This window comes from Colwellia sp. NW0002-52-1 (assembly GCF_057550865.1).
Genome location: NZ_BAAJLU010000006.1, coordinates 77995 through 97909 on the forward strand (window position 1 = coordinate 77995; position 19915 = coordinate 97909).

17 protein-coding genes and 1 riboswitch are annotated in these 19915 nt (G+C 37.5%); of the genes, 6 read left to right on the top strand and 11 right to left on the bottom strand.

Translation table 11 applies throughout. From position 1 onward, the window contains the following. Positions 1-301 precede the first annotated feature (301 nt). The gene (locus AC27H3_RS08045; protein ID WP_487105175.1) at positions 302-1207 is read left to right on the top strand and encodes an acyltransferase; all 906 of its coding nucleotides are present in this window, start codon (positions 302-304) and stop codon (positions 1205-1207) included. Then, positions 1207-2466, top strand: a complete 1260-nt coding sequence (locus AC27H3_RS08050) for a mechanosensitive ion channel family protein (RefSeq protein WP_487105177.1) — start codon at positions 1207-1209, stop codon at positions 2464-2466. Before AC27H3_RS08045 ends, AC27H3_RS08050 begins: the two co-directional genes overlap by 1 nt. Here AC27H3_RS08050 and tesB read toward each other — a convergent pair. Beyond that, entirely contained in the window at positions 2450-3307 is an 858-nt protein-coding gene (gene tesB, locus AC27H3_RS08055; protein ID WP_487105179.1) for an acyl-CoA thioesterase II, read from the bottom strand. The genes AC27H3_RS08050 and tesB overlap by 17 nt on opposite strands. A gap of 256 nt (positions 3308-3563) precedes the next feature. On the opposite strand from tesB, the gene AC27H3_RS08060 reads away from it, so the two are divergent. Further along, positions 3564-3818: a hypothetical protein gene (locus AC27H3_RS08060; RefSeq protein ID WP_487105180.1), complete on the top strand. Its 255-nt coding sequence runs from the start codon at positions 3564-3566 to the stop codon at positions 3816-3818. A 104-nt stretch (positions 3819-3922) separates the two neighbouring features. On the opposite strand, the gene AC27H3_RS08065 is transcribed toward AC27H3_RS08060, so the two are convergent. Beyond that, a complete protein-coding gene (locus AC27H3_RS08065; RefSeq protein WP_487105182.1) occupies positions 3923-5755 on the bottom strand; it encodes a hypothetical protein in 1833 nt (610 codons plus the stop codon). Between the two features lie 282 nt (positions 5756-6037). Further along, a riboswitch (cyclic di-GMP riboswitch) is annotated at positions 6038-6120 on the top strand. A gap of 83 nt (positions 6121-6203) precedes the next feature. After that, the gene (locus AC27H3_RS08070) at positions 6204-7988 is read right to left on the bottom strand and encodes a DUF885 domain-containing protein (RefSeq protein WP_487105184.1); all 1785 of its coding nucleotides are present in this window, start codon (positions 7986-7988) and stop codon (positions 6204-6206) included. 262 nt (positions 7989-8250) lie between these two features. Between AC27H3_RS08070 and AC27H3_RS08075 the strand changes: the two genes are divergently transcribed. Then, positions 8251-9264 (top strand): GGDEF domain-containing protein, encoded by a 1014-nt coding sequence (locus AC27H3_RS08075; RefSeq protein ID WP_487105186.1) that lies wholly within the window; start codon positions 8251-8253, stop codon positions 9262-9264. A 7-nt stretch (positions 9265-9271) separates the two neighbouring features. On the opposite strand, the gene AC27H3_RS08080 is transcribed toward AC27H3_RS08075, so the two are convergent. Next, entirely contained in the window at positions 9272-9742 is a 471-nt protein-coding gene (locus tag AC27H3_RS08080; protein WP_487105188.1) for a 2-thiouracil desulfurase family protein, read from the bottom strand. Between the two features lie 345 nt (positions 9743-10087). Continuing rightward, on the bottom strand, positions 10088-10393 hold the full coding sequence (locus AC27H3_RS08085; protein ID WP_487105189.1) for a DUF3630 family protein: 306 nt from the start codon (positions 10391-10393) through the stop codon (positions 10088-10090). A gap of 172 nt (positions 10394-10565) precedes the next feature. Between AC27H3_RS08085 and AC27H3_RS08090 the strand changes: the two genes are divergently transcribed. After that, on the top strand, positions 10566-10865 hold the full coding sequence (locus AC27H3_RS08090; protein WP_085300846.1) for a c-type cytochrome: 300 nt from the start codon (positions 10566-10568) through the stop codon (positions 10863-10865). 65 nt (positions 10866-10930) lie between these two features. Here the strand turns inward: AC27H3_RS08090 and recQ are convergent, their stop codons facing one another. After that, a complete protein-coding gene (gene recQ, locus AC27H3_RS08095; protein ID WP_487105191.1) occupies positions 10931-12730 on the bottom strand; it encodes a DNA helicase RecQ in 1800 nt (599 codons plus the stop codon). A 272-nt stretch (positions 12731-13002) separates the two neighbouring features. On the opposite strand from recQ, the gene rarD reads away from it, so the two are divergent. Further along, positions 13003-13923: an EamA family transporter RarD gene (rarD, locus tag AC27H3_RS08100; protein WP_487105193.1), complete on the top strand. Its 921-nt coding sequence runs from the start codon at positions 13003-13005 to the stop codon at positions 13921-13923. Positions 13924-14036: 113 nt separating this feature from the next. Here rarD and uvrD read toward each other — a convergent pair whose 3' ends face one another. The 5 genes from uvrD to lysA form a co-directional block, all read right to left on the bottom strand. After that, positions 14037-16211 (bottom strand): DNA helicase II, encoded by a 2175-nt coding sequence (gene uvrD, locus AC27H3_RS08105; protein ID WP_487105195.1) that lies wholly within the window; start codon positions 16209-16211, stop codon positions 14037-14039. A gap of 168 nt (positions 16212-16379) precedes the next feature. Next, a complete protein-coding gene (locus AC27H3_RS08110; protein ID WP_487105197.1) occupies positions 16380-17105 on the bottom strand; it encodes an HAD-IA family hydrolase in 726 nt (241 codons plus the stop codon). Positions 17106-17116: 11 nt separating this feature from the next. Further along, on the bottom strand, positions 17117-17803 hold the full coding sequence (locus tag AC27H3_RS08115; RefSeq protein ID WP_487105198.1) for a DUF484 family protein: 687 nt from the start codon (positions 17801-17803) through the stop codon (positions 17117-17119). A 13-nt stretch (positions 17804-17816) separates the two neighbouring features. Beyond that, complete coding sequence (gene dapF, locus AC27H3_RS08120) at positions 17817-18647, bottom strand: diaminopimelate epimerase (protein ID WP_487105200.1); 831 nt, start codon at positions 18645-18647, stop codon at positions 17817-17819. Between the two features lie 16 nt (positions 18648-18663). Next, complete coding sequence (gene lysA, locus AC27H3_RS08125; RefSeq protein ID WP_487105202.1) at positions 18664-19914, bottom strand: diaminopimelate decarboxylase; 1251 nt, start codon at positions 19912-19914, stop codon at positions 18664-18666. Position 19915: the final 1 nt, after the last annotated feature.

A 19915-nucleotide genomic window follows, 5' to 3' on the forward strand; every position in this document is an offset into this window, starting at 1 on the left:
AATATGGTGTTTTATTCGCAGAATGTCGATGGCAATAAATATATGGTGCGTTTTTACCCATATTATTTTTTTCCTCGCAATAACATGTAACCTTGAATTCTAGTTTTATTATGCTAAATAAAACCTGTCATAAAGCCTACTTTTGTGACGTTGACGCTAGTTTATATTTACACTTCAAATAACTACGATGAATATTCTCTATTAACAAGCTATTATTTTTTTAACGATTTTTACTGAAAATATGCGCAAAACCCATTAATATCATAGCTAGTTTTTAGATTTTAATTTTTCGGTTGTTTATATGCTACATTTTTTACCTGGCCCTATTATTGCCTGCTTCTCTGTGCTTTTGTATCTTGCAAACACCTTATTATGGTTACTGCCTATTCTAATTTTTTCACTGTTAAAAGCTTTAGGGCCTATTGCATTGTGGCAAAAGTTCTTTAGTTATTTACTGGATCAAATGGCCAGTAATTGGGTGCTTTTTAATACTTTTATCCAAAAGCTATTCACTAAAACAAAAATTAACGTTTCTGGCTTAGAAAAATTAAAAATGAAAGACTGGTATTTAGTGATAAGTAATCATCAAAGTTGGACCGATATTTTAGTTCTTCAGCGTGTTTTTCATGGCAAAATTCCATTCTTAAAGTTTTTTCTAAAAAGAGAATTAATTTATGTTCCGTTTCTGGGACTAGCATGGTGGGCACTCGACTTTCCTTTTATGAAGCGTTATAGCCAACACTTTTTAAGGAAAAATCCACACTTAAAAGGTAAAGATATCGAAACAACCAAAAAAGCCTGTGAAAAGTTTAAACACAAGCCAGTAAGTGTAATGAACTTTATTGAAGGAACTCGCTTTACCGCTGAAAAACATCAGAAGCAAAACTCGCCTTTTCAACGGTTATTAAAGCCTAAAGCCGGTGGTATTGGCTTTGTACTACAAGCAATGAAAGGCAATTTGAGTAAAGTTGTTAATGTAACCATTTATTATCCCGATGGTGAGCCAAACTTTATAGACTTTCTATCAGGCAAGATAAAGCAAGTAGATATTGCTATTGAAACGCAAGATATTGGCGATTCTTTAAAGGGGGATTATGTTAATGATCGTGCTTATAAAATACAGTTTCAAAAGTGGGTTAATCAGCTTTGGTTAGATAAAGATAAAAAAATGATTGAGCTTGAAGAACAAGCAAACAAGGATAATTAATGCAGGACATAATTACTTCATGGTTAACGGCGCAGGGTTTACATGAGTCATACTTAACCTTGAGTTCGGTTATTATCGCTTGCTTGATTATTTTATTATTTTGCAGTATTAGTTTTTATATCGCGAAAAACTATGTGCTTGTGTTAATACATAAACTAACAACAGCTTCAAAAAACACTTGGGATGATTTATTTTTTGATCACCAAGTATTTGCACGTATTTCTTTGTTAGTTCCTTTTATATTATTACTGTTACTGACCCCTTACTTTTTGGATGAAAGCTCATTACTCGCCACAGTACTGATAGTGGTTGCTAAAATAGGCCTTTGTTTTCAAATAGCGCGCACTATAAGTGCTGTGCTTAATGTTATTAATAAACTCTACCGACAAACCGCTAGCGAACGATACTTACCGCTGAACTCTACCTTACAAGTTATTAAGCTTGTGGTGTATTTAGTAGCAACAATATTGGCGGTATCGCAAATTTTAGATCGTTCACCGCTTTACTTGCTTAGTGGTTTAGGCGCTTTAACTGCCGTATTAATTTTAGTGTTTCAGGATACGATTAAAGGCTTGGTCGCGAGTATTCAAATTTCAGCTAATAGGATGGTTGCACCCGGCGATTGGATTGAGTTACCTATGTATGGTGCCGATGGCGATGTCATCGAAATAGGGTTAAATACGGTAAAAGTTAAAAATTTTGATAATACTATAACCACAGTGCCAACCTATGCTTTAACCAGTGGTTCTTTTAAAAATTGGCGTGGCATGCTTAATTCTGGCGGCAGAAGAATTAAACGCGCTATTGTGATTGATGTCAGTAGTATTGAGTTTTATAACCAACAACAACTTGAATCATTGGCATCGGTGAATTTACTTAAAGATTACTTAGCAGCCAAAAAATCTGAAATATTCAAGCAACAGGTTGAAGTAGATAGCGCTATAACTGTCTCAACGATTAATACAAGGCAGCTAACCAATATTGGCACCTTTAGAGCTTATATAACGGCTTATTTAAAACAGCACTCAAAAGTGCATCATGATATGACATGTATGGTTAGGCAGTTACCGGCAACAGAAGTTGGCTTGCCACTAGAGTTATACTTTTTCAGTAGTGATCAAAACTGGGTGAATTATGAAGCTATACAGGCCGATATATTCGACCATTTATATGCAGCAGCACCGCTTTTCGGCTTGAGAGTGTTTCAGCACCCAAGCGGTTACGACTGGAAAAATGCCCAATCTAACGTTGGCGCATAACACCTTCTTGCATAGTAGAGGCGACTAACAAGCCAGCTTGGTTAAATATTTGACCCTTTACTAAGCCTCTACCACCACTAGCTGATGGGCTATCAATACAATATAGCAGCCATTCGTCTATGCGAAATGGTCGGTGAAACCACATGGAATGGTCAATAGTTGCTAATTGAAAGTTTGGCTGCCAATAGCTAACACCATGAGGAAATAAAGCCGTAGGTAAAAAATTAAAGTCAGAAGTATAAGCTAATAAGTAGGTATGAATACGAAGGTCATCAGGTAGTTTACCATTAGCTTTTATCCACATTTGACACTTAGCTTCTGTTTTTTCAGGTTTTAGCCAATCGTATTGTTTGACAGGTCGAGTTTCTATTGGCTTTTCAGATAAGAATTTACCGCGTATTTCTTCTGGTATATGTTCTTGATTATCAAAAATAAAATCAGTATACGACTTTAACTCTTCAGGCTTAGGCACTATAGGCATAACATCTTGATGGTCAAAACCTTGCTCTTGTTGTTGGAATGAAGCCGTCATATAGAAAATAGCTTGGCCATTTTGAATCGCATTTACACGACGAGTATTAAAGCTTTTGCCATCACGAATATTTTCAACTTGGTAAACTACGGGCTTACTCGCATCACCTGGTCTTAAAAAATAAGAATGTAAAGAATGTACATTGTGAGTTTCTGCAACGGTTTCTTGTGCGGCCGACAACGCTTGGCCCATAACTTGGCCACCAAATAAAGCTCTAAAGCCTAAATCTTGACTTTCGCCACGGTAGATACCCTGCTCTATTACCTCTAATTTTAAAAGTGCTGAAAGATCATCCAATACCTGACTCATAAAAACTTTACTCTCTTTAACTGTGACAAATCTAAATTAATTATAACCTGCTATCTCGGGAGAATAACGAAATATACTTTAAAAAATTATTCTTTTTGACAAATGCAGGCTGCTATACTGGCCAACCAGCAAAAGTTTATTTATGAAAATTTTAACTTTAATGATTGATCTTAATAATGATCTACGATATGTTGCAGCTACTAAACGTATAATATGAATGTAAAATACGTATTACTAACGTGATAAAGAGGCCATTGTGCACGCAGTTCTTGAACGAGAAGTATTACTAGAAAGACGCCAATATACCGCAGAGCAATCTAATTTGTGGGACAAGCTTTCGCTTGCGCAAAAATTTGCTACTAGCAGTTTGACTCAATTCGGCTACGATCTTTGTTTTATTCGCAGCAGCAAGGCTGGCAATATCGCCATTTTATTATGTGATAATAATGCCGCGACCATTTCGGACGATGGCGAGATTAATACCTCACCAAGTATTACCGTTAGAGCTTAATTTCCATTTTGATATAAAAATGCCGCTTATAGAGCGGCTTTTTTATTGCTACCTTTTAATACTTCATAGTCTCCCCCCGACCACTTTAAACAACACAGCTTAATTTATTCTTTACTAGAGCATTCGCTTAACCGTGAAAGAAATACATAGGGATCAATATCTTGAATATTTGGCGAATCTATTGAGAATACTACTTTAACCGAGTAGTCTCCTAAATTTGCGAAAAAGCGAGTGCTGATCGCTTGTTTAATACGCGTTAACTTTATCACTGCCTGCTCAGGACTTTGGTGAGGGCATAAAAATAAATATTCGCCAGTGCTTATTACTCCAGCGTAATCTTCTTCATCGATGTTCTCATTGATAATAATAGCCAGTGCTTGGCTGACATCGTTAAGAATTTTCCGATTAAAGCGAAAGCTCAATTCTTGCCAGTTTTCTATTTTTAAGTAGGCGATAGAAGCTTCATATTGATATTTTCTAGCTATTTTATATTGCTGTTGATACCAACGTTTTGTTTGTACTGGTTGTGCTAATTGGTTTTGAGGTAATTCTATTTCATCGTAACTACGGGTAAGTTGTTGGCGATGAGTCTGAAAACGACAAAAAGCTATAAAAATAGTGCTACAGCATAAGAGCAGAGAAAGCAGAATAATGACATTTTTTTGTTGAGTATATTTTTCGTTGAATTTTAGACTAAGTTGGCTTTGCTCTGCTAAATTTAAAGCAAGTTTTTTAGCTTTATCACTTGTTGATATAGCGGCTCTAGCGAATGAATCTTTTACGCTAACGTTAGGGTATATACCTCGATATAATGATAAATAAAGACTTTGATTTTTCAGCGCAAGAGGAAAGTTATTTTTTGCAATATAGTAGTCGGTTAATAACAAATACAATTCAATTTGCTGTGGAGAAAGCACAATATTTTCAGTTAATACTTGCGCTGAAAGCAACGTACTTTCCGCTTCTTGGTTCTCGCCTAAGGCAAATAAAACTTTAACTAAACTAATTTTAGCCGACAGTTTAACCCGTACTAAGTTGTATTGATTAAATACCTCTTGGGCATTGAGTAAGTGTTTTTTTGCCGCTTTAAGCCGCTGTTGCTCAAGTAGTACCTGACCTAGACCAAGCTCGGCATAAGCTGTATGTATGTTGAGTTTATATTGTTTAGAAAATTCTAATGACTGCCAAAAAGCATTATATGCATCATCATATTGGTGCAATTGATAATAAGCTTGAGCCACTAAATGATAACTGCGAGCAAGGCCTTCTGATCTTGCCATGTCAGTGCGTAACTTGATGACATGTGTGAGAATTTCTACAGCGTTGTCATATTCTGATAAATAGAAATGTGCTTGAGCAATAGTTTCAAGCAATGTTATTTGATCCACATTGGTGAGATTTTGATTGAGTAACGTTTCAACTTTATTAAGCGTTTTTACTGCTTCCTCGTATTCAGCACTTAATGCATAGGCGACAACAGAGTATGCGAGAGCTTGTAAATGATAATTCATATTATTGGCTTGTTCAGCCAACCATGCTGCAGCCTGTGAGGTATCTTGTAATTGGAGGTAGTTCCCCTGTGCATAATAGCCGCGAGCAACTTTTAACATTAAATCTAGCTGTATTTCGGTAGCTATTTGATCAATTTCACTACCATATTGTGCGAGTTGAAATGCCACAAGCAAGTTACCTCGATTGTAAGCAACATCAGATAAAAGCGAAAATGCTTTGGCGATGGTGTTTGAGCTAAATTGATCTCTAAAATGGACAATTGATTGTGCTGTATCGACCACATCTTGTGAAAGTAATAATTCTTTGTTTAGACTGTAATAATTGTCAATAACTTGAATATAATTAATGTCATTATTCGTTTCACTTGCTTGAATAGAAAGCGAGATACAAATACTGATTAAAAAACCTATTAGCATTCGATTCATTGAACGTTAACTTCCATTTTTAGGTTGTGGGTCATTTTTGTTTTTTACTGTAACTATATTTTATCTAAAGTATTTAATTAACAGTTAGCACTGATAATGTAGAATTAAAGCTGAAAAATTATTAACTCTACAGCGTAATTTACCATTAGTATTACTACTTTAAGCCTAAGCTATAAATAATAAGTTATTTAATATCAACGTTTTAATTATTGCTGCCAAGGTAATATTAAAAGGTGTTTACAAATATAATTCTTTATTTATAATTGTTACTGAGCTTTTTAAGCTTAATAAGGGCAAATCCAGTGAAAACTGGAGACGCAAAGTTACCGATCTAAGGGGCAACCTATGATAGCGGAACTGCAAAATTTAGATATAGTGGGGGCTTATCTTAATTTATCGGTTCCTTCATTCTAGTCTCTGGTAACTTTGCGTGCCTTCCTTTGTTTTCTCATCGCTTTTCTTCATTATTGCTTTTATCTAGCGATTTTTTATCTTCAACATACTTATAAATCAAGGTTTCTAACATTGATAATGGCATTGAACCATTCTTTAATATTTGATCATGAAAATCGCGTAAGTCGAATGATGTACCTAGCTCTTGTTCTGCATGTTGACGTAACTTTTTGATGGTTAACTCACCCATTTTATAAGATAACGCTTGGCCAGGCCAAGAAATGTAACGGTCAATTTCAGTTTTTACATTGTGCAGTGACAGAGCGGTATTATCAGCTAAATAGTTCATAGCACGTTCACGACTCCAGCCTTTCGCATGCATACCGGTATCAACAACTAAGCGACAAGCACGCCACATTTCATAGGTTAGGCGACCAAAATCACTATATGGGCTTTGATAAAATCCAGCTTCTTTACCTAAGTACTCTGAGTAAAGTCCCCAGCCTTCACCAAACGCAGAAATATAAGTACTATTTCGAAACTGAGGCACATTCTCCATTTCACGAGCAATAGAGTTTTGTAAGTGATGTCCGGGTACTGCTTCATGTAACGTTAGCGCTTCTAAAACATAGAGAGGGCGGCGATCTAAACGGTAGGTGTTAACCCAATAATTACCGGCTTGATCATCGCGTGAAGGGCCAGAATATCGGCCTGTTGTATATTTAGGTGCAATGTTCGCCGGTACCTCAATAACGCCGTAAGGTGTGCGTGGCAAGGTCTTAAATAGTTTTGGTAATTGAGCATCCATTTTTTTAGCAATAAACGAGGCTTCTTTTAATAAACCTTCTGGGCTAGTGGCGTAAAATTGTTTATCTGTGCGTAAAAAGTGGACAAAGTCAGCAAAACTGCCGGTAAAGTTTAGTTGCTCAATAATGGTGTCCATTTCATGGCGAATACGTTTTACTTCGGCTAGACCGGTATTGTGTACCTCATCAACTGTATTAGGTAAGGTTGTATAGTGTTGTAATCGATTAACATAATAGTTATCACCATTGGGTAAAGAACTTGCGGCTATATTTTTTCGTGCATTGGGTTGATAGCGATTTATCATGTAGTCGTAATATTGTTGGTAACTGGGTATTACAGACTCAACAATAGCGTTAATAGCTTCTGCTTTTAGTTGCGCTTTTAATTGTGGTGAAAAATACTCAGGCATGGCAGTAAATGGTTGATAATAAGTGCTTAAACTCGCATCAGGCTTGATAAATGCTTTAATAGAGTCTTCAAAACCGAGCAGTACAATTTTTGGTTGAGTAATACCTTCTTCAATACCTTTATCCATCCAATACATTTGTTGAGTAAAATATTTTGGTAAAGCCTGCATACGCAAAATGTAATCGCGATAGTCTTGTTCAGTTTTAAAGCTTACTTGGCTCTTAATTCGACTAATCCAAACATGGAACCCTGACTCAGCGGTTAATGGCATGTAATGCTCTTTGTTGGTGTAATTATCGAGTTGGTTTTTTATGCTATATGACAAAACTGAATGATTAATGGCGTCAGATTGATTAAGGTTTTTGTCGTCTATTGCCGATAGTCGCTGGTAAATTTCAGACAGTGCTAGATGTTGCACTTGTAGATTTTTTGGAGATAAATCGGGTAATCGACTGTTAGTATCGCCGGCAATATCTTGATTAAACGGGTTTTGGTTGTCTTTAAATTGCTGGTAGTCTTTAATTATCTGTTCAAGGTTGTTGCTAACAACTGGAGCGTTAGGTTTTGTCGACTGACAACCCATAATAAATGCAACAAGGAATAAGGTGATTGAAAAAGCTTTCATTAGAAATCTCAAATGTTAATTATATTAAAATAGTCACTGATTTAATTACCATAACAAATCGAAACCATTTATAAAGCAAAGATTACGATCACGTCTTAATTTTTCAACACTTTAGTCTATTAGGATCGCGTTTTGTGCTTTTTAGCCACAAAATGGCTACTTGTTGCAGGCTTTAGGCATTTTATTATGGCACTTTCATGTAAATTACTGGACAATAACCTACCGGTTAAATTTAGCAATAATGAAATAAAAAGTTGGCATAGTGCAGTACCATGACTCCATAGCACAAGCTGAACAAAAAATGCATGCCGCCATAAAACAATTGCAGTTATGGCATATAGCGGCGACTCCAATCAATTACGCGGTAAGTTACGGCTACCTTAATAAACACTCAAAAAGTCTTAATAGTGCTATTGAAAAGCAGCTGGCATCTAAAAAGAAACTCGATAACTTCTTTTTAGAAGAAATGTATCGTCAATATATTTTAGGACAAAGTGCTTTTAGAGGTGAATTAATTGACGATCTTGATGAAGTGCTCGTAGATTTACAGGCTAATAGTCAACAATCTAGCCTTAATACTCAGCGATTAGTGACTGAGTTAGACGAAAATATTGTTAATCTAAAATCTAAAGATAGAAGCGAAATATTCAACGCTATTAAACAAATACGTTTAACAACTCAGCAATTCAAATATGAGCAAGAAAAGCTTGCTAAACAGCTTAAGTCTTCACAAAAATCTACAGCCGCTTTACGTGTAGAGTTGGACGACGTCAAAAAAGAAATCTACTTAGATCCGCTGACCGGTTTATATAATATGAAAGCAATGAATCAGCATTTAGAACTTTGGCTTTGTGATGACCCCAAAAAGCAAGTTGCAGCAATTGTTATTAATATTGATCAGTTTACTCAAATGAATGAAAGCTTAGGCCCATTAATCAGCGATGTATTATTAACAAAAATTGCCAATAAAGTTAGCAGTTATGTTGGACAGAGTGGGTTACCGGTACGAACCGCTGGCGATGAGTTTTTAATTTTATTACCTAATGTAAAACGAATTGTTGCTGGTGAAGTAGCTGAAAAAATTCGACAAAGTGTTGAAAAATTAAGGTTTATTACTAGTAAGTCAGGTACTAGGTTACCTCAAATGACGCTGAGTATTGGTGTTAGCGATTTTAATGTTGCTACCAGCGCTAATAATATTATTAACCAAACACGCGCACTGATTAATGATAATACTAGTAAACGAACTAACCACGTTAATATTGCTAATACTTAACCGGTATTTATTGATCTGCGCTGAGTTCAGTTATTAAAAGCGGTAAGTTTTTTTCTGAAAATACCTTTACTCCATTCGCTCTTAATATTGCACTGGTAACACCTTGTCCTGGGATTTTTTCTTGCTTGAAATTACCATTGTAAATAGTTGTGCTACCACAAGAAGGACTAGACTCTTTTAACAAGGCGTATCGAATATGATGTTTTTGACAGACTATTAACGCTTTAGAGGCACCTTGTTTAAACTCGTTAGTCACATCTTGACCCGTTATAGTTTTAACTGAAATGCTGCCGTCAATAACTTGCAATTCAGCAGGAGGTCTTGGCGTAGTTAACCCCCCTGCTAGCTCAGGACAGATCACGACTAAACGGTTTTCTTCTTGCCAACGCAAAAGTGTGGCATTAACTAATAAGTTGTCACCACCGTCGTATCTCACTTTATTACCTAAAAAGCAGCTGCTGATGAGAATTTTTTCCACTAGCTATTCCTATACAATTTAAATATTAATACCAATTAAAATAAATAATCGATCATTTTAAGGCGGTTTAAATCGTCAATAACGGCGTTGTTTTCAATCACACACGCCCGCTATTACTCGACAATATGCTCCTTCATTGCGCTAATAACTTAGGATGCAGGTACTTATGTTTAGTCTGGAACAATAAACATGTGCCTGCAGGGATGCAGGTACTTATGTTTAGTCTGGAACAATAAACATGTATTCTTGAACAATTTATCCTCGCTTAACATTGGTCAATAACTTATGACATTTGGTATAAGACTTTCTGCCAAGTAAATAAAAGCATAGGTCTTATGTTGTTAGTTATAATAAAAGTTGTTTCAGGGCTGGTAACCCGCAGATGTCTTGTTCGCTAACACATTCAAACCAACAAGCGTGGCTATATTCTTCAAAATTGAGAAAAAATTCATTATCAGCAATTCTTACTCTTAAACTATAAAGATCTGCCCCTTCTAAAACTTCTAATTTCTTCGCTGATGTTAAGCGTAAAATATGATCAATTATTGAGGCTTTATCATCCATTGTCCATTCAACATTAAATGAAAGTTGCAGTGTTGTGTTATTTATTTCATCAAGCTTTATGATTTCTATATTATTTTCTTTTAGCATACCGTTTCTACTTCAAATGAGTTAATTGTTGAAAACATATATTGTTGCAGTAATGTAATAGATTACTTTTCATCCGAGTGTGCATTTAAAAAAAGCAACGACAACAGTATTTTTTTTACATATAATCAACAAAGGATCCCTTAAAATTATTTACCAAAGAGAGATATTATCTATGAAAAAACTTACTTTAGCCGTTGCTGCTACTGTTATGATGGCTTCTCCAGCATTTGCTGGTGACGCAGCTGCCGGTAAAGCAAAATCAGCTATGTGTGCAGCTTGTCACGGTGCTGCTGGTATTTCTGCTGTTCCTATGTACCCTAATCTTGCTGGTCAAAAAGAAGCTTACCTTGCAAAGCAATTAAAAGATTTTAAATCGGGCAACCGTAAAGATCCAGTAATGGCGCCTATGGCAATGGCATTATCTGATGAAGATGTTGCTAACATCGCAGCTTACTACGCTGGCCTTAAATAATAAGTTTTATGTTTTGAAAAAAGCGCTATTAAGCGCTTTTTTTGTCTTCAAAATTTAGGGTATGTTTAGCTTTGATGTTGTTTTATTAAAGATAAAAACGGCTCACCATAGCGGGCAAGCTTTGTATCGCCAATACCACTAACATTGAGCATCTGCCTGGTTGTTGTAGGTTTTACCCTCGCCAATTCAGACAATGTCGCATCGTTAAAGACAATAAAAGGCGCAATATCTTCAAGTTTAGCTATTTCTTTACGTAGGGATCTCAACTTAGCAAATAATGCTCTGTCATAAACTTTTTCGCGTTTATTACTTTGCCAATAACTCGCTTTTTGTAAACGCGGCGCAGCTAACATTAAAGGATGTTTACCTTTTAATATATCGCCAGCGGCTTGCGTAAGACATAAGTTGGATTGGGCAGCAATATCTTGTTGTAGATAGCCTAAATGAATTAATTGCCTAACAATTGAAAACCAATAACCGGGGGTTTTGTCTCTGCCAATACCAAAGGTTGATACTTTGTCATGACCAAGCTGGGTTATTTTATTATTTAACTCTGCGCGTAACACTGCAACAACATGCTCAACATCACCATTTTCTTCAATGCGATAAACACAGGAAAGTACTTTTTGTGCAGCTTGTGTTGCATCAAACTGGCTTGGTGGGTCTAAACAAATGTCACAATTGCCACAGCTTTTTTCAGTAAACTCAGCAAAATAATTTAATACTACTCTGCGTCGACATGTTTGAGCATCAATAAAGCCACGCATAGCCTGAAAACGTTGTAGCTCAACATTGACACGCTCTTCGTTTTCACCCTCGCTAATGCGCTTATTAATGCGTTCAGCATCTTTTTCATCGTAAAGAAACAGCGCTTCTGCTGGTAAACCATCACGACCTGCTCGGCCTATTTCTTGATAATAAGATTCAACGGTTTTTGGCGGTTCAAAATGAATGACAAAGCGTACATTAGATTTGTTAATGCCTAAACCAAAAGCCACTGTTGCGACCACAATTTGTATGTCATCTTTAGCAAATTTATCTTGAATAATATTGCGAATTTCGGGCTCTAAACCAGCATGATACGCAGAGCAATTAACACCGGTTTCAGCTAAACGCTTGGCTAGCTTTTCAACTTGCCAGCGGCTATTACAATAAATAATGCCACATTCATCTTTACGTTTTTTAATGTAGCCGACAACTTGTTGTTCACCTTGGTATTTTTCTGCCAAAGTAAAACGAATATTGGGGCGGTCAAAGCTATCAAGATGAATATAAGGATCGTTTAGGGCTAATTGCTGCAGTATGTCTCTGCGTGTGGTGACATCTGCCGTGGCGGTGAGTGCCATCACAGGTACATGTGGAAAATTTTGCTTTAGTAAATGCAGTTGGGTATAAGCTGGGCGGAAGTCGTGGCCCCATTGCGAAATACAATGCGCTTCATCAATAGCAAATAAACTGATATTCAGTTGAGAAAGCCCTTGAATAAAGTAGTAATTCTTTAGCCGTTCAGGTGCAACATAAAGTAATTTTATTTCGCCTTGCCCCAAACGACGAAAAATATCGTTTATCGTGTCAGCGTCAAGTGATGAATTAACAAATGCTGCCGCAATGCCTTGTCGTACCAAACCGTCAACTTGATCTTTCATTAAGGCGATTAAGGGGGAAACAACAATAGTAACACCGGGCAAAATAGTTGCAGGTAGCTGAAAACACATTGATTTCCCGCCACCCGTTGGCATTAATACTAAACTGTCACGGCCCTGAAGCGCCTGATTGATGATTTCTTCTTGGCCAGGACGAAAAGCCTGATAACCAAAATGATGTTTCAGAGAGTCAGTTAATGTTGTTGAGGATATGGCTTGCAACAGAAAGTCTTTATTAAATTAAATCAACGGACATTTTACAGTAGTAATGACATTGTGCGGAGATTTTTTTCAATATTAAGCTGAATTTTAACGTGCTTGAACAGGAGTTTTTATAATAAGTTATAAATTAGTTACTTGAACCAAAGCTAAATAAAATTAACGGTCACAGTATCTCAATATCCTTAGCGGGTATTAACTTGTTGATAGGCTGTTTAAATTAATAATGTTATTATGTTTGTTCCTTAGCAAAATTTAGTCCTTAAGTTCACTTCATGCCAACAACTGAAACTAACGCTCTTCGTGGCGGTATTATTTTTGCCATATGCGCTTACACCATGTGGGGTATTGCGCCTTTATACTTTAAATTAATTGATCATATTGATGCCGATGAAATTCTTGTTCATCGCGTAGTATGGTCGACCGTGTTATTGATGCTAATTGTTTTATTGACTAAGCGTTGGGGCAGCTTTGTTGCCACCATTACACAACCTAAAATAGTCATGCAGTTAACAATATCGGCGAGCTTTTTAGCCGTAAACTGGTTTATGTTTATTTGGGCGGTTAATAATGATCACCTACTCGATGCTAGTCTTGGCTATTATATTAATCCGTTGCTTAGTGTGGCGTTGGGCGTGGTGTTTTTAGGTGAGCGTTTAAGGTTTTGGCAGTTATTTGCTGTAGGTTTGGCATTTATTGGCGTGATGATTCAGCTTATTATGGTTGGCTCGGTTCCCATTATATCGTTAGCGTTGGCCGGTACTTTTGCTACTTATGGATTATTGCGGAAAAAGCTACCTTTAGACTCATTTGTTGGGTTATTAGTTGAGTCACTCATGATGTTACCTATCGCGCTAATTTATTGGTTAGTGTTTTTAGAAACCAATACCAATAATATGTTCGAAAATGCTATGTCATTAAATATAATATTAATTTGTACCGGTATAGTAACTACCGCACCCTTACTTTGCTTTTCTGCAGCAACGAAGCGTATGACCCTAACCGCATTGGGCTTCTTTCAGTATATAGGGCCAAGTATTATGTTTGTTTTGGCAACCTTTTATTATCAAGAGCCACTCTATTTTGCGAAATTAATTACCTTTGCTTGTATCTGGACCGCACTGGCAATATTTAGCTTTGACTCAGTAAAAACCAGACGTAAAGCTGCTAAGTTAGCAGCGACAAAGTTAATATAAGTTTATATCAGTTAATAGAGCGTGTTAAAAAGCACGCTCTATTTTGTGCTTTAATGGTAGGAATGTCGCTTGAGACTTAACTCAAGCGTGCTAAGTCATATTCGATTAAATATTTAGAGCTTCTCTAAATTAGCATAAGCAACGACTAACCACTTACACCCCACATCAGCAAAGTTAACTTGAATACGACTTTGTGGACCACTACCTTCATAATTTAATACCACGCCGTCACCAAACTTAGCATGACGAACATTTTCACCCAACTTAAAGCCTGAGTTACCAAAGGTTTCTAAGGTCAGCGCTGAAGAGAATTTCCCGGTGGTTCTGGGTTTGCTTACTTGGTTTTGCATTCTAATTTCTTCAGTGCAAGTATCGGGTAATTCTCGTAGGAAACGACTGGCTTTATGATGCTTCTCTTGGCCATATAAACGACGGCTTTCTGCATGACACAAGTACAACTTTTGCATTGCTCGGGTCATACCTACATAGCATAAACGTCGCTCTTCTTCTAAACGACTTAGGTCTTCAACCGACTGTTGCGAAGGGAACATACCTTCTTCTAAACCAGCTATAAATACCAATGGAAACTCAAGGCCTTTAGCTGAATGCATAGTCATCAGTTGCACGGCAGATTCATAATCGTCGGCTTGCGATTCACCTGATTCCAATGCAGCATGAGTTAAAAATGAGGTAAGCGGACTTTGTTCTTCTTCAAGCTCAGGATCAACCTCAAAGGTTTGACATGCCGTAACTAATTCATTTAAGTTTTCAATACGAGCTTCAGCACGCTCACCTTTTTCGGCTTGATACATGGCTTTAAGGCCTGAATGCTGAATAACATAATTTGCTTGTTGGTCGAGATTTAAGTGACTAGAGTCATCTTCTAACTGATCAATAACATTAATGAATTGCTTGATCACTTTTGCGCTGCGACCTTTAAGCTCTTCATTTTTCATCATGTGCTGACAGGCTTGCCAGAGCGTACTTTCGAGGCTACGTGCAGCATCACGAACTAAGCTCAATGTTTGATTACCAATACCACGCGCCGGTGTATTAATAACACGCTCAAATGCAGCATCGTCATCTCTGTTGTTCAGTAAGCGCAAATAAGCAAGCGCGTCTTTAATTTCTTGACGTTCAAAAAATCGTAAACCGCCATAAATACGATACGGCAATTTAGCTTGAATTAACGCTTCTTCCATTAAGCGTGATTGTGCGTTACTGCGGTATAAAATAGCGACATCATCGAGTGAGCCTTTTTTATCTTTCCAATCGCTAATGCGTCCGGCAATAAAGCGAGCTTCGTCTATTTCATTAAATGCGGTGTAGATAGATATTTTTTCGCCAGCATCATCTTCGGTCCATAAGTCTTTACCGAGGCGATTATTATTGTTGCCAATTAACTGATTAGCGGCATTAAGAATGTTGGCTGTTGAACGATAGTTTTGTTCTAATTTAATGGTTTTTGCGCCATCAAAGTCTTGTAAAAAGCGTTGAATATTTTCAATTTTTGCACCACGCCAACCATAAATAGATTGGTCATCGTCACCTACTATCATGACACTGCCACTTTTTTTACCTAGCATGTTCAACCAGGCATATTGAATGGCATTGGTATCTTGAAATTCATCTACTAATACGTGGGCAAAGCGCTGTTGATAATGTGCGAGTAATTCTGGGTTGTTTAACCAAAGTTCATGAGCGCGCAGTAATAATTCGGCAAAATCTACTAAGCCTGCTCGGTCACAAGTGTCTTGATAAACACGATAAACTTTAACAAAAGTTTCTTCGGTCGCATCGTACTGAGTATCAATATGTTGTGGACGTAAACCTTCATCTTTTTTACCATTGATATACCAAAGAAATTGCTTTGGTGGCCAACGTTTTTCGTCTAATTCTAAGGAACGCACAATACGTTTAACCATACGAAGTTGGTCATCAGAATCAAGTACTTGAAAGCTTTGCGGTAGCTTGGCTTCTTGAAAGTGCATGCGCAATAAACGATGTGCTAAACCATGGAAGGTACCAACCCACATACCATGTACGTTGCCATCAACGGTTTGTTCTACTCGGGCACGCATTTCTGCTGCGGCTTTATTGGTAAAAGTTACTGCTAAAATACTGTGAGAAGATGCATGCTCAACTTTCATTAACCAAGCTATACGTTGAACTAAAACTCGCGTTTTACCACTGCCCGCGCCAGCGAGCACCAACATATTTTGTAATGGTGCAGCCACCACATCGCGTTGTTTATCGTTTAACGAGTCAAGTAATTCAGAAACATCCATAGCAAGGTAAAATCTAAAGCAAAATTATGCTGCTATCATAACAAGTTCAGCCCTGTTTTGATAACGCTATAAGCCTGTGAAGTTAATGAATATATAAAGTGATATTGTTTACTGAAATATTAACGTTAATTTGGTTGTTTTTTAATATAAAGAAGTAAATATAATTACTTATTTTACAATTTTGATTAGCTGTTCAATATGGTCAAGTGCTAGGGTTGGAATAACTTTCAGGGCTTTACCTACTTGGTAGGGATTTAACCAAGCAGTTTGGCAGCCGGCGTTAATACCGCCAAAAACATCATTTTTACCACAATCACCGACATGCAGTAATTGTGAAGGGCTTATTTGTAGGGTTTGGCAGGTTTTATCAAACATATCGCGATCAGGTTTTAATTTATTTTCGGTGGTCGCATTAAAGTGGGCTGTAAAATATTTTGCGATACCTATTTTGTCGGTATCTACATTGCCGTTGGTGATCGCAGCCAAAGGAATTTTGCGCTGAAGGGTGCTTAGAAAGTCGTGCGTATGTTGTGGTAGCGTGAAGTTACTGCGTTGTTCAACAAAATAAGCTAAGGCTAAAGTAGCAACTTTTTGTGCTTCTGTGTCATTTAAACCCAATGACATAGCGCCAAGATAGTAGGTTTTTTCTCGTAACAGGCTTATATCATGTTTTATCCAAGGTGACTGTGCGATAACTTGTTGGCGAAAAGGCCACCAGAAAGTCATATCAAAGGCATATAAAGTACTATCTAAACCATAGTCACTGAAAATAGCTTTAAAATATTTGATCATCTTGGTATCGGTAGCCAACATAATTGGGTGGTTACTGTACAAAGTATCATCTAAATCAAAGCTAATAGCATGAAAAGGGTGCAGCCGACGATAAAATCTCACAATACTTCAGCCTAGAAAAGTTGTTGATGAAGTAATTTAGCGACTAACTTTTTAAATTGCCCCAACAGCAAGGTATCCATTCGTGGGTCAAAATGCTCTGCATCTTGGCTACTAATCGCCAGGAAACCGATATCTTCTTGGTTATGCATAAGGCGAACTAAAACAACTGAACCGGCGTTGGATTCACCAAAAATCAATGTTTGTTCGCTTTGTTGTAATCGACCAAAATAATATTCATCTTTACTTAATCTGTTTTCAATTATTTCAGCACAATTATTGTTAATTAAAGCACTGTGACTAACTTTAGTTGGCTTAACTAACCATAATTTTAACGCATCTAATGATAATAATTGTGTCGTCGCTTGATGTAAGCAATCGAGTAGTTCAACGGCGGTAGTACAATCAAGTAGGCGTAGGTAGAGATCGCTATATAAAGAAAAAAGTTGCTCGTTTTGATTAGCAATTACCATTAATTGGGTGATTTCTTCTTCTAGATTATGAATTTTATGTCGTTGTTGAGATAGTTGACGTTCCACTAAAGAAATTGTGCCCCGCTGATGATCGGGCAGTCTTAAGGTGGTAACAAAGTCAGCCTGACGGTTAAAAAACTCAGGATTTTCTTGAAGGTAAGCGACGATTAATTCATCGGTTAGTTTTATTTCGTCATCAGACAGTAAGTTTTGATCATTTATTTGCATAGGTTTATCTTGTTTATAGGTTTATTTGCCCATCGAACACGTGCACGGCGGGACCTGTCATTTTTACTGAGTTACCGGGGCCTTTCCAAAATATTTTTAATTGTCCGCCGGGTAAATCAACCAATACTTGTCGATTGAGCTTTTTTTGCATGTGGCCAATAACGACAGCAGCACAAGCGCCACTACCACAAGCTAAGGTTTCAGCTGCCCCACGTTCGTAAACGCGTAGTTTGATATATTCAGGTGAAACAACTTCCATAAAGCTAATATTTGCTTGTTCAGGAAAGCGCTCATGAAATGATAATGCTTTACCTAAAACTTCTACGGGTGCTTCTTTTACATTGTCTACCGTTAAGACGCAATGTGGATTACCCATAGAAACAACGCCACAAAGCACAGTTTCGTCTTCGCTGCGCAGAATATAGGTTCCTTCGGCTTTTTGTGCGGTAAATGGAATTTTTGGTGGTTCAAATTGCGGTACCGGCATGTTGACTGAAACATTACCGTCACGCTCAACAAATAAGGTCATTTTGCCCGATTGCGTTGAGACCTTTATTTTATGTTTATTGGTTAAGCCTTTTAAACGCACAAACTTTGCAAAGCAACGTGCGCCATTACCACATTGCCCAACTTCACTACCGTCGGCATTAAAAATTCGATAATGAAAATCTAAATCAGGATCATACGGCGGCTCAACCACTAATACTTGGTCAAAGCCGACACCAAAGTTTCGATCGGCAAGCTGCTTTATTTGCTCATTCGACAAGTAAACGTTTTGCGTTACATTATCGAGTACAAGAAAGTCATTACCTAAACCATGCATTTTAGAAAAATTTACTAACATCTATGCTTATCTTCCACTATGAAGGTAATATGCTTTCACCTTGCCATAATTGGCTTAAGGTTTCGCGTTTTCTCACTAAATAACTGTCAGTGCCATCAACCATGACTTCGGCTGCGCGTGGTCGGCTATTGTAATTTGAACTCATCGTAAAACCGTAAGCACCCGCACTACGAATAGCAAGTAAGTCACCCGCGCGTATGGCTAAGCTTCTATCTTTACCAAGAAAATCCCCTGTTTCACAGATTGGCCCGACAATATCATATTGTGCACTGGCTATATCATCACGCTGTTCAACAGGAATAATCGCCTGCCAAGCTTGATATAGTGCGGGTCTGATCAAATCGTTCATCGCGGCATCTACAATGGCGAAATTTCGATCTTCATTTTCTTTTAGATACTCTACTTCAGTCACTAAAATACCGGCATTGGCCATAATCGCTCGGCCCGGCTCATAAATTAGCTTGAGGTCTCGACCTACTAACTTTTGCGCAATAGCTTCAGCATATTCTTGTGGGTGCGGTGGCTTTTCGTCGTCGTAACAAACACCTAAACCACCACCAACATCAATATGTGATAATACAACGCCTTGCTCAGCGAGTTGATCAACTAATTTTAACACGCGATCGAGAGCGTCTAAAAAAGGTAAAACCTCGGTAAGTTGCGAACCTATATGGCAATCAACACCTTGAATATTAATGTGCGATAACGTTGCTGCATATTGATAAAGTGCTGGGGCATGTTCAATACTAATACCGAACTTATTCTCTTTTAAGCCTGTTGAAATATAAGGGTGTGTACCAGCATCAACATCGGGATTAACCCGTAAAGAAATTGGGGCTACTTTATTTAAGCCTTTGGCGACATCTTGAATGCGATCTAACTCTGCCGCTGACTCTACATTAAAACAATAAATATCAAGATTTAAGGCATAAGCTATTTCATCAGATGTTTTACCAACGCCTGAAAAAACCACCTTTTTAGGATCGCCACCTGCTTCAACCACACGCATTAGCTCACCTTTAGAAACAATATCAAAGCCTGAGCCTAGTCTAGCCATTACATTTAACACACCAATATTGCTATTGGCTTTTACGGCGTAGCAAACAAGGTGCGGGCGATCGCCAGCCGCTTGATCGAAGGCATGCCAATGACGCTCGATAGTCGCTCGAGAGTAAATATAGAGTGGTGTACCATATTGCTTTGCTAACTCAGTAACCTGACATTGCTCGGCGTATAATGAGTGTTGTTTACGATTAAAAAAGTCCAAT

Coding starts and splice junctions, on each gene's coding strand:
- AC27H3_RS08045 (WP_487105175.1), top strand. CDS start 302: ATGCTACATTTTTTACCTGGCCCTATTATTGCCTGCTTCTCTGTGCTT.
- AC27H3_RS08050 (WP_487105177.1), top strand. CDS start 1,207: ATGCAGGACATAATTACTTCATGGTTAACGGCGCAGGGTTTACATGAG.
- tesB (WP_487105179.1), bottom strand. CDS start 3,307: ATGAGTCAGGTATTGGATGATCTTTCAGCACTTTTAAAATTAGAGGTA.
- AC27H3_RS08065 (WP_487105182.1), bottom strand. CDS start 5,755: ATGAATCGAATGCTAATAGGTTTTTTAATCAGTATTTGTATCTCGCTT.
- AC27H3_RS08070 (WP_487105184.1), bottom strand. CDS start 7,988: ATGAAAGCTTTTTCAATCACCTTATTCCTTGTTGCATTTATTATGGGT.
- AC27H3_RS08085 (WP_487105189.1), bottom strand. CDS start 10,393: ATGCTAAAAGAAAATAATATAGAAATCATAAAGCTTGATGAAATAAAT.
- AC27H3_RS08090 (WP_085300846.1), top strand. CDS start 10,566: ATGAAAAAACTTACTTTAGCCGTTGCTGCTACTGTTATGATGGCTTCT.
- rarD (WP_487105193.1), top strand. CDS start 13,003: ATGCCAACAACTGAAACTAACGCTCTTCGTGGCGGTATTATTTTTGCC.
- uvrD (WP_487105195.1), bottom strand. CDS start 16,211: ATGGATGTTTCTGAATTACTTGACTCGTTAAACGATAAACAACGCGAT.
- AC27H3_RS08115 (WP_487105198.1), bottom strand. CDS start 17,803: ATGCAAATAAATGATCAAAACTTACTGTCTGATGACGAAATAAAACTA.
- dapF (WP_487105200.1), bottom strand. CDS start 18,647: ATGTTAGTAAATTTTTCTAAAATGCATGGTTTAGGTAATGACTTTCTT.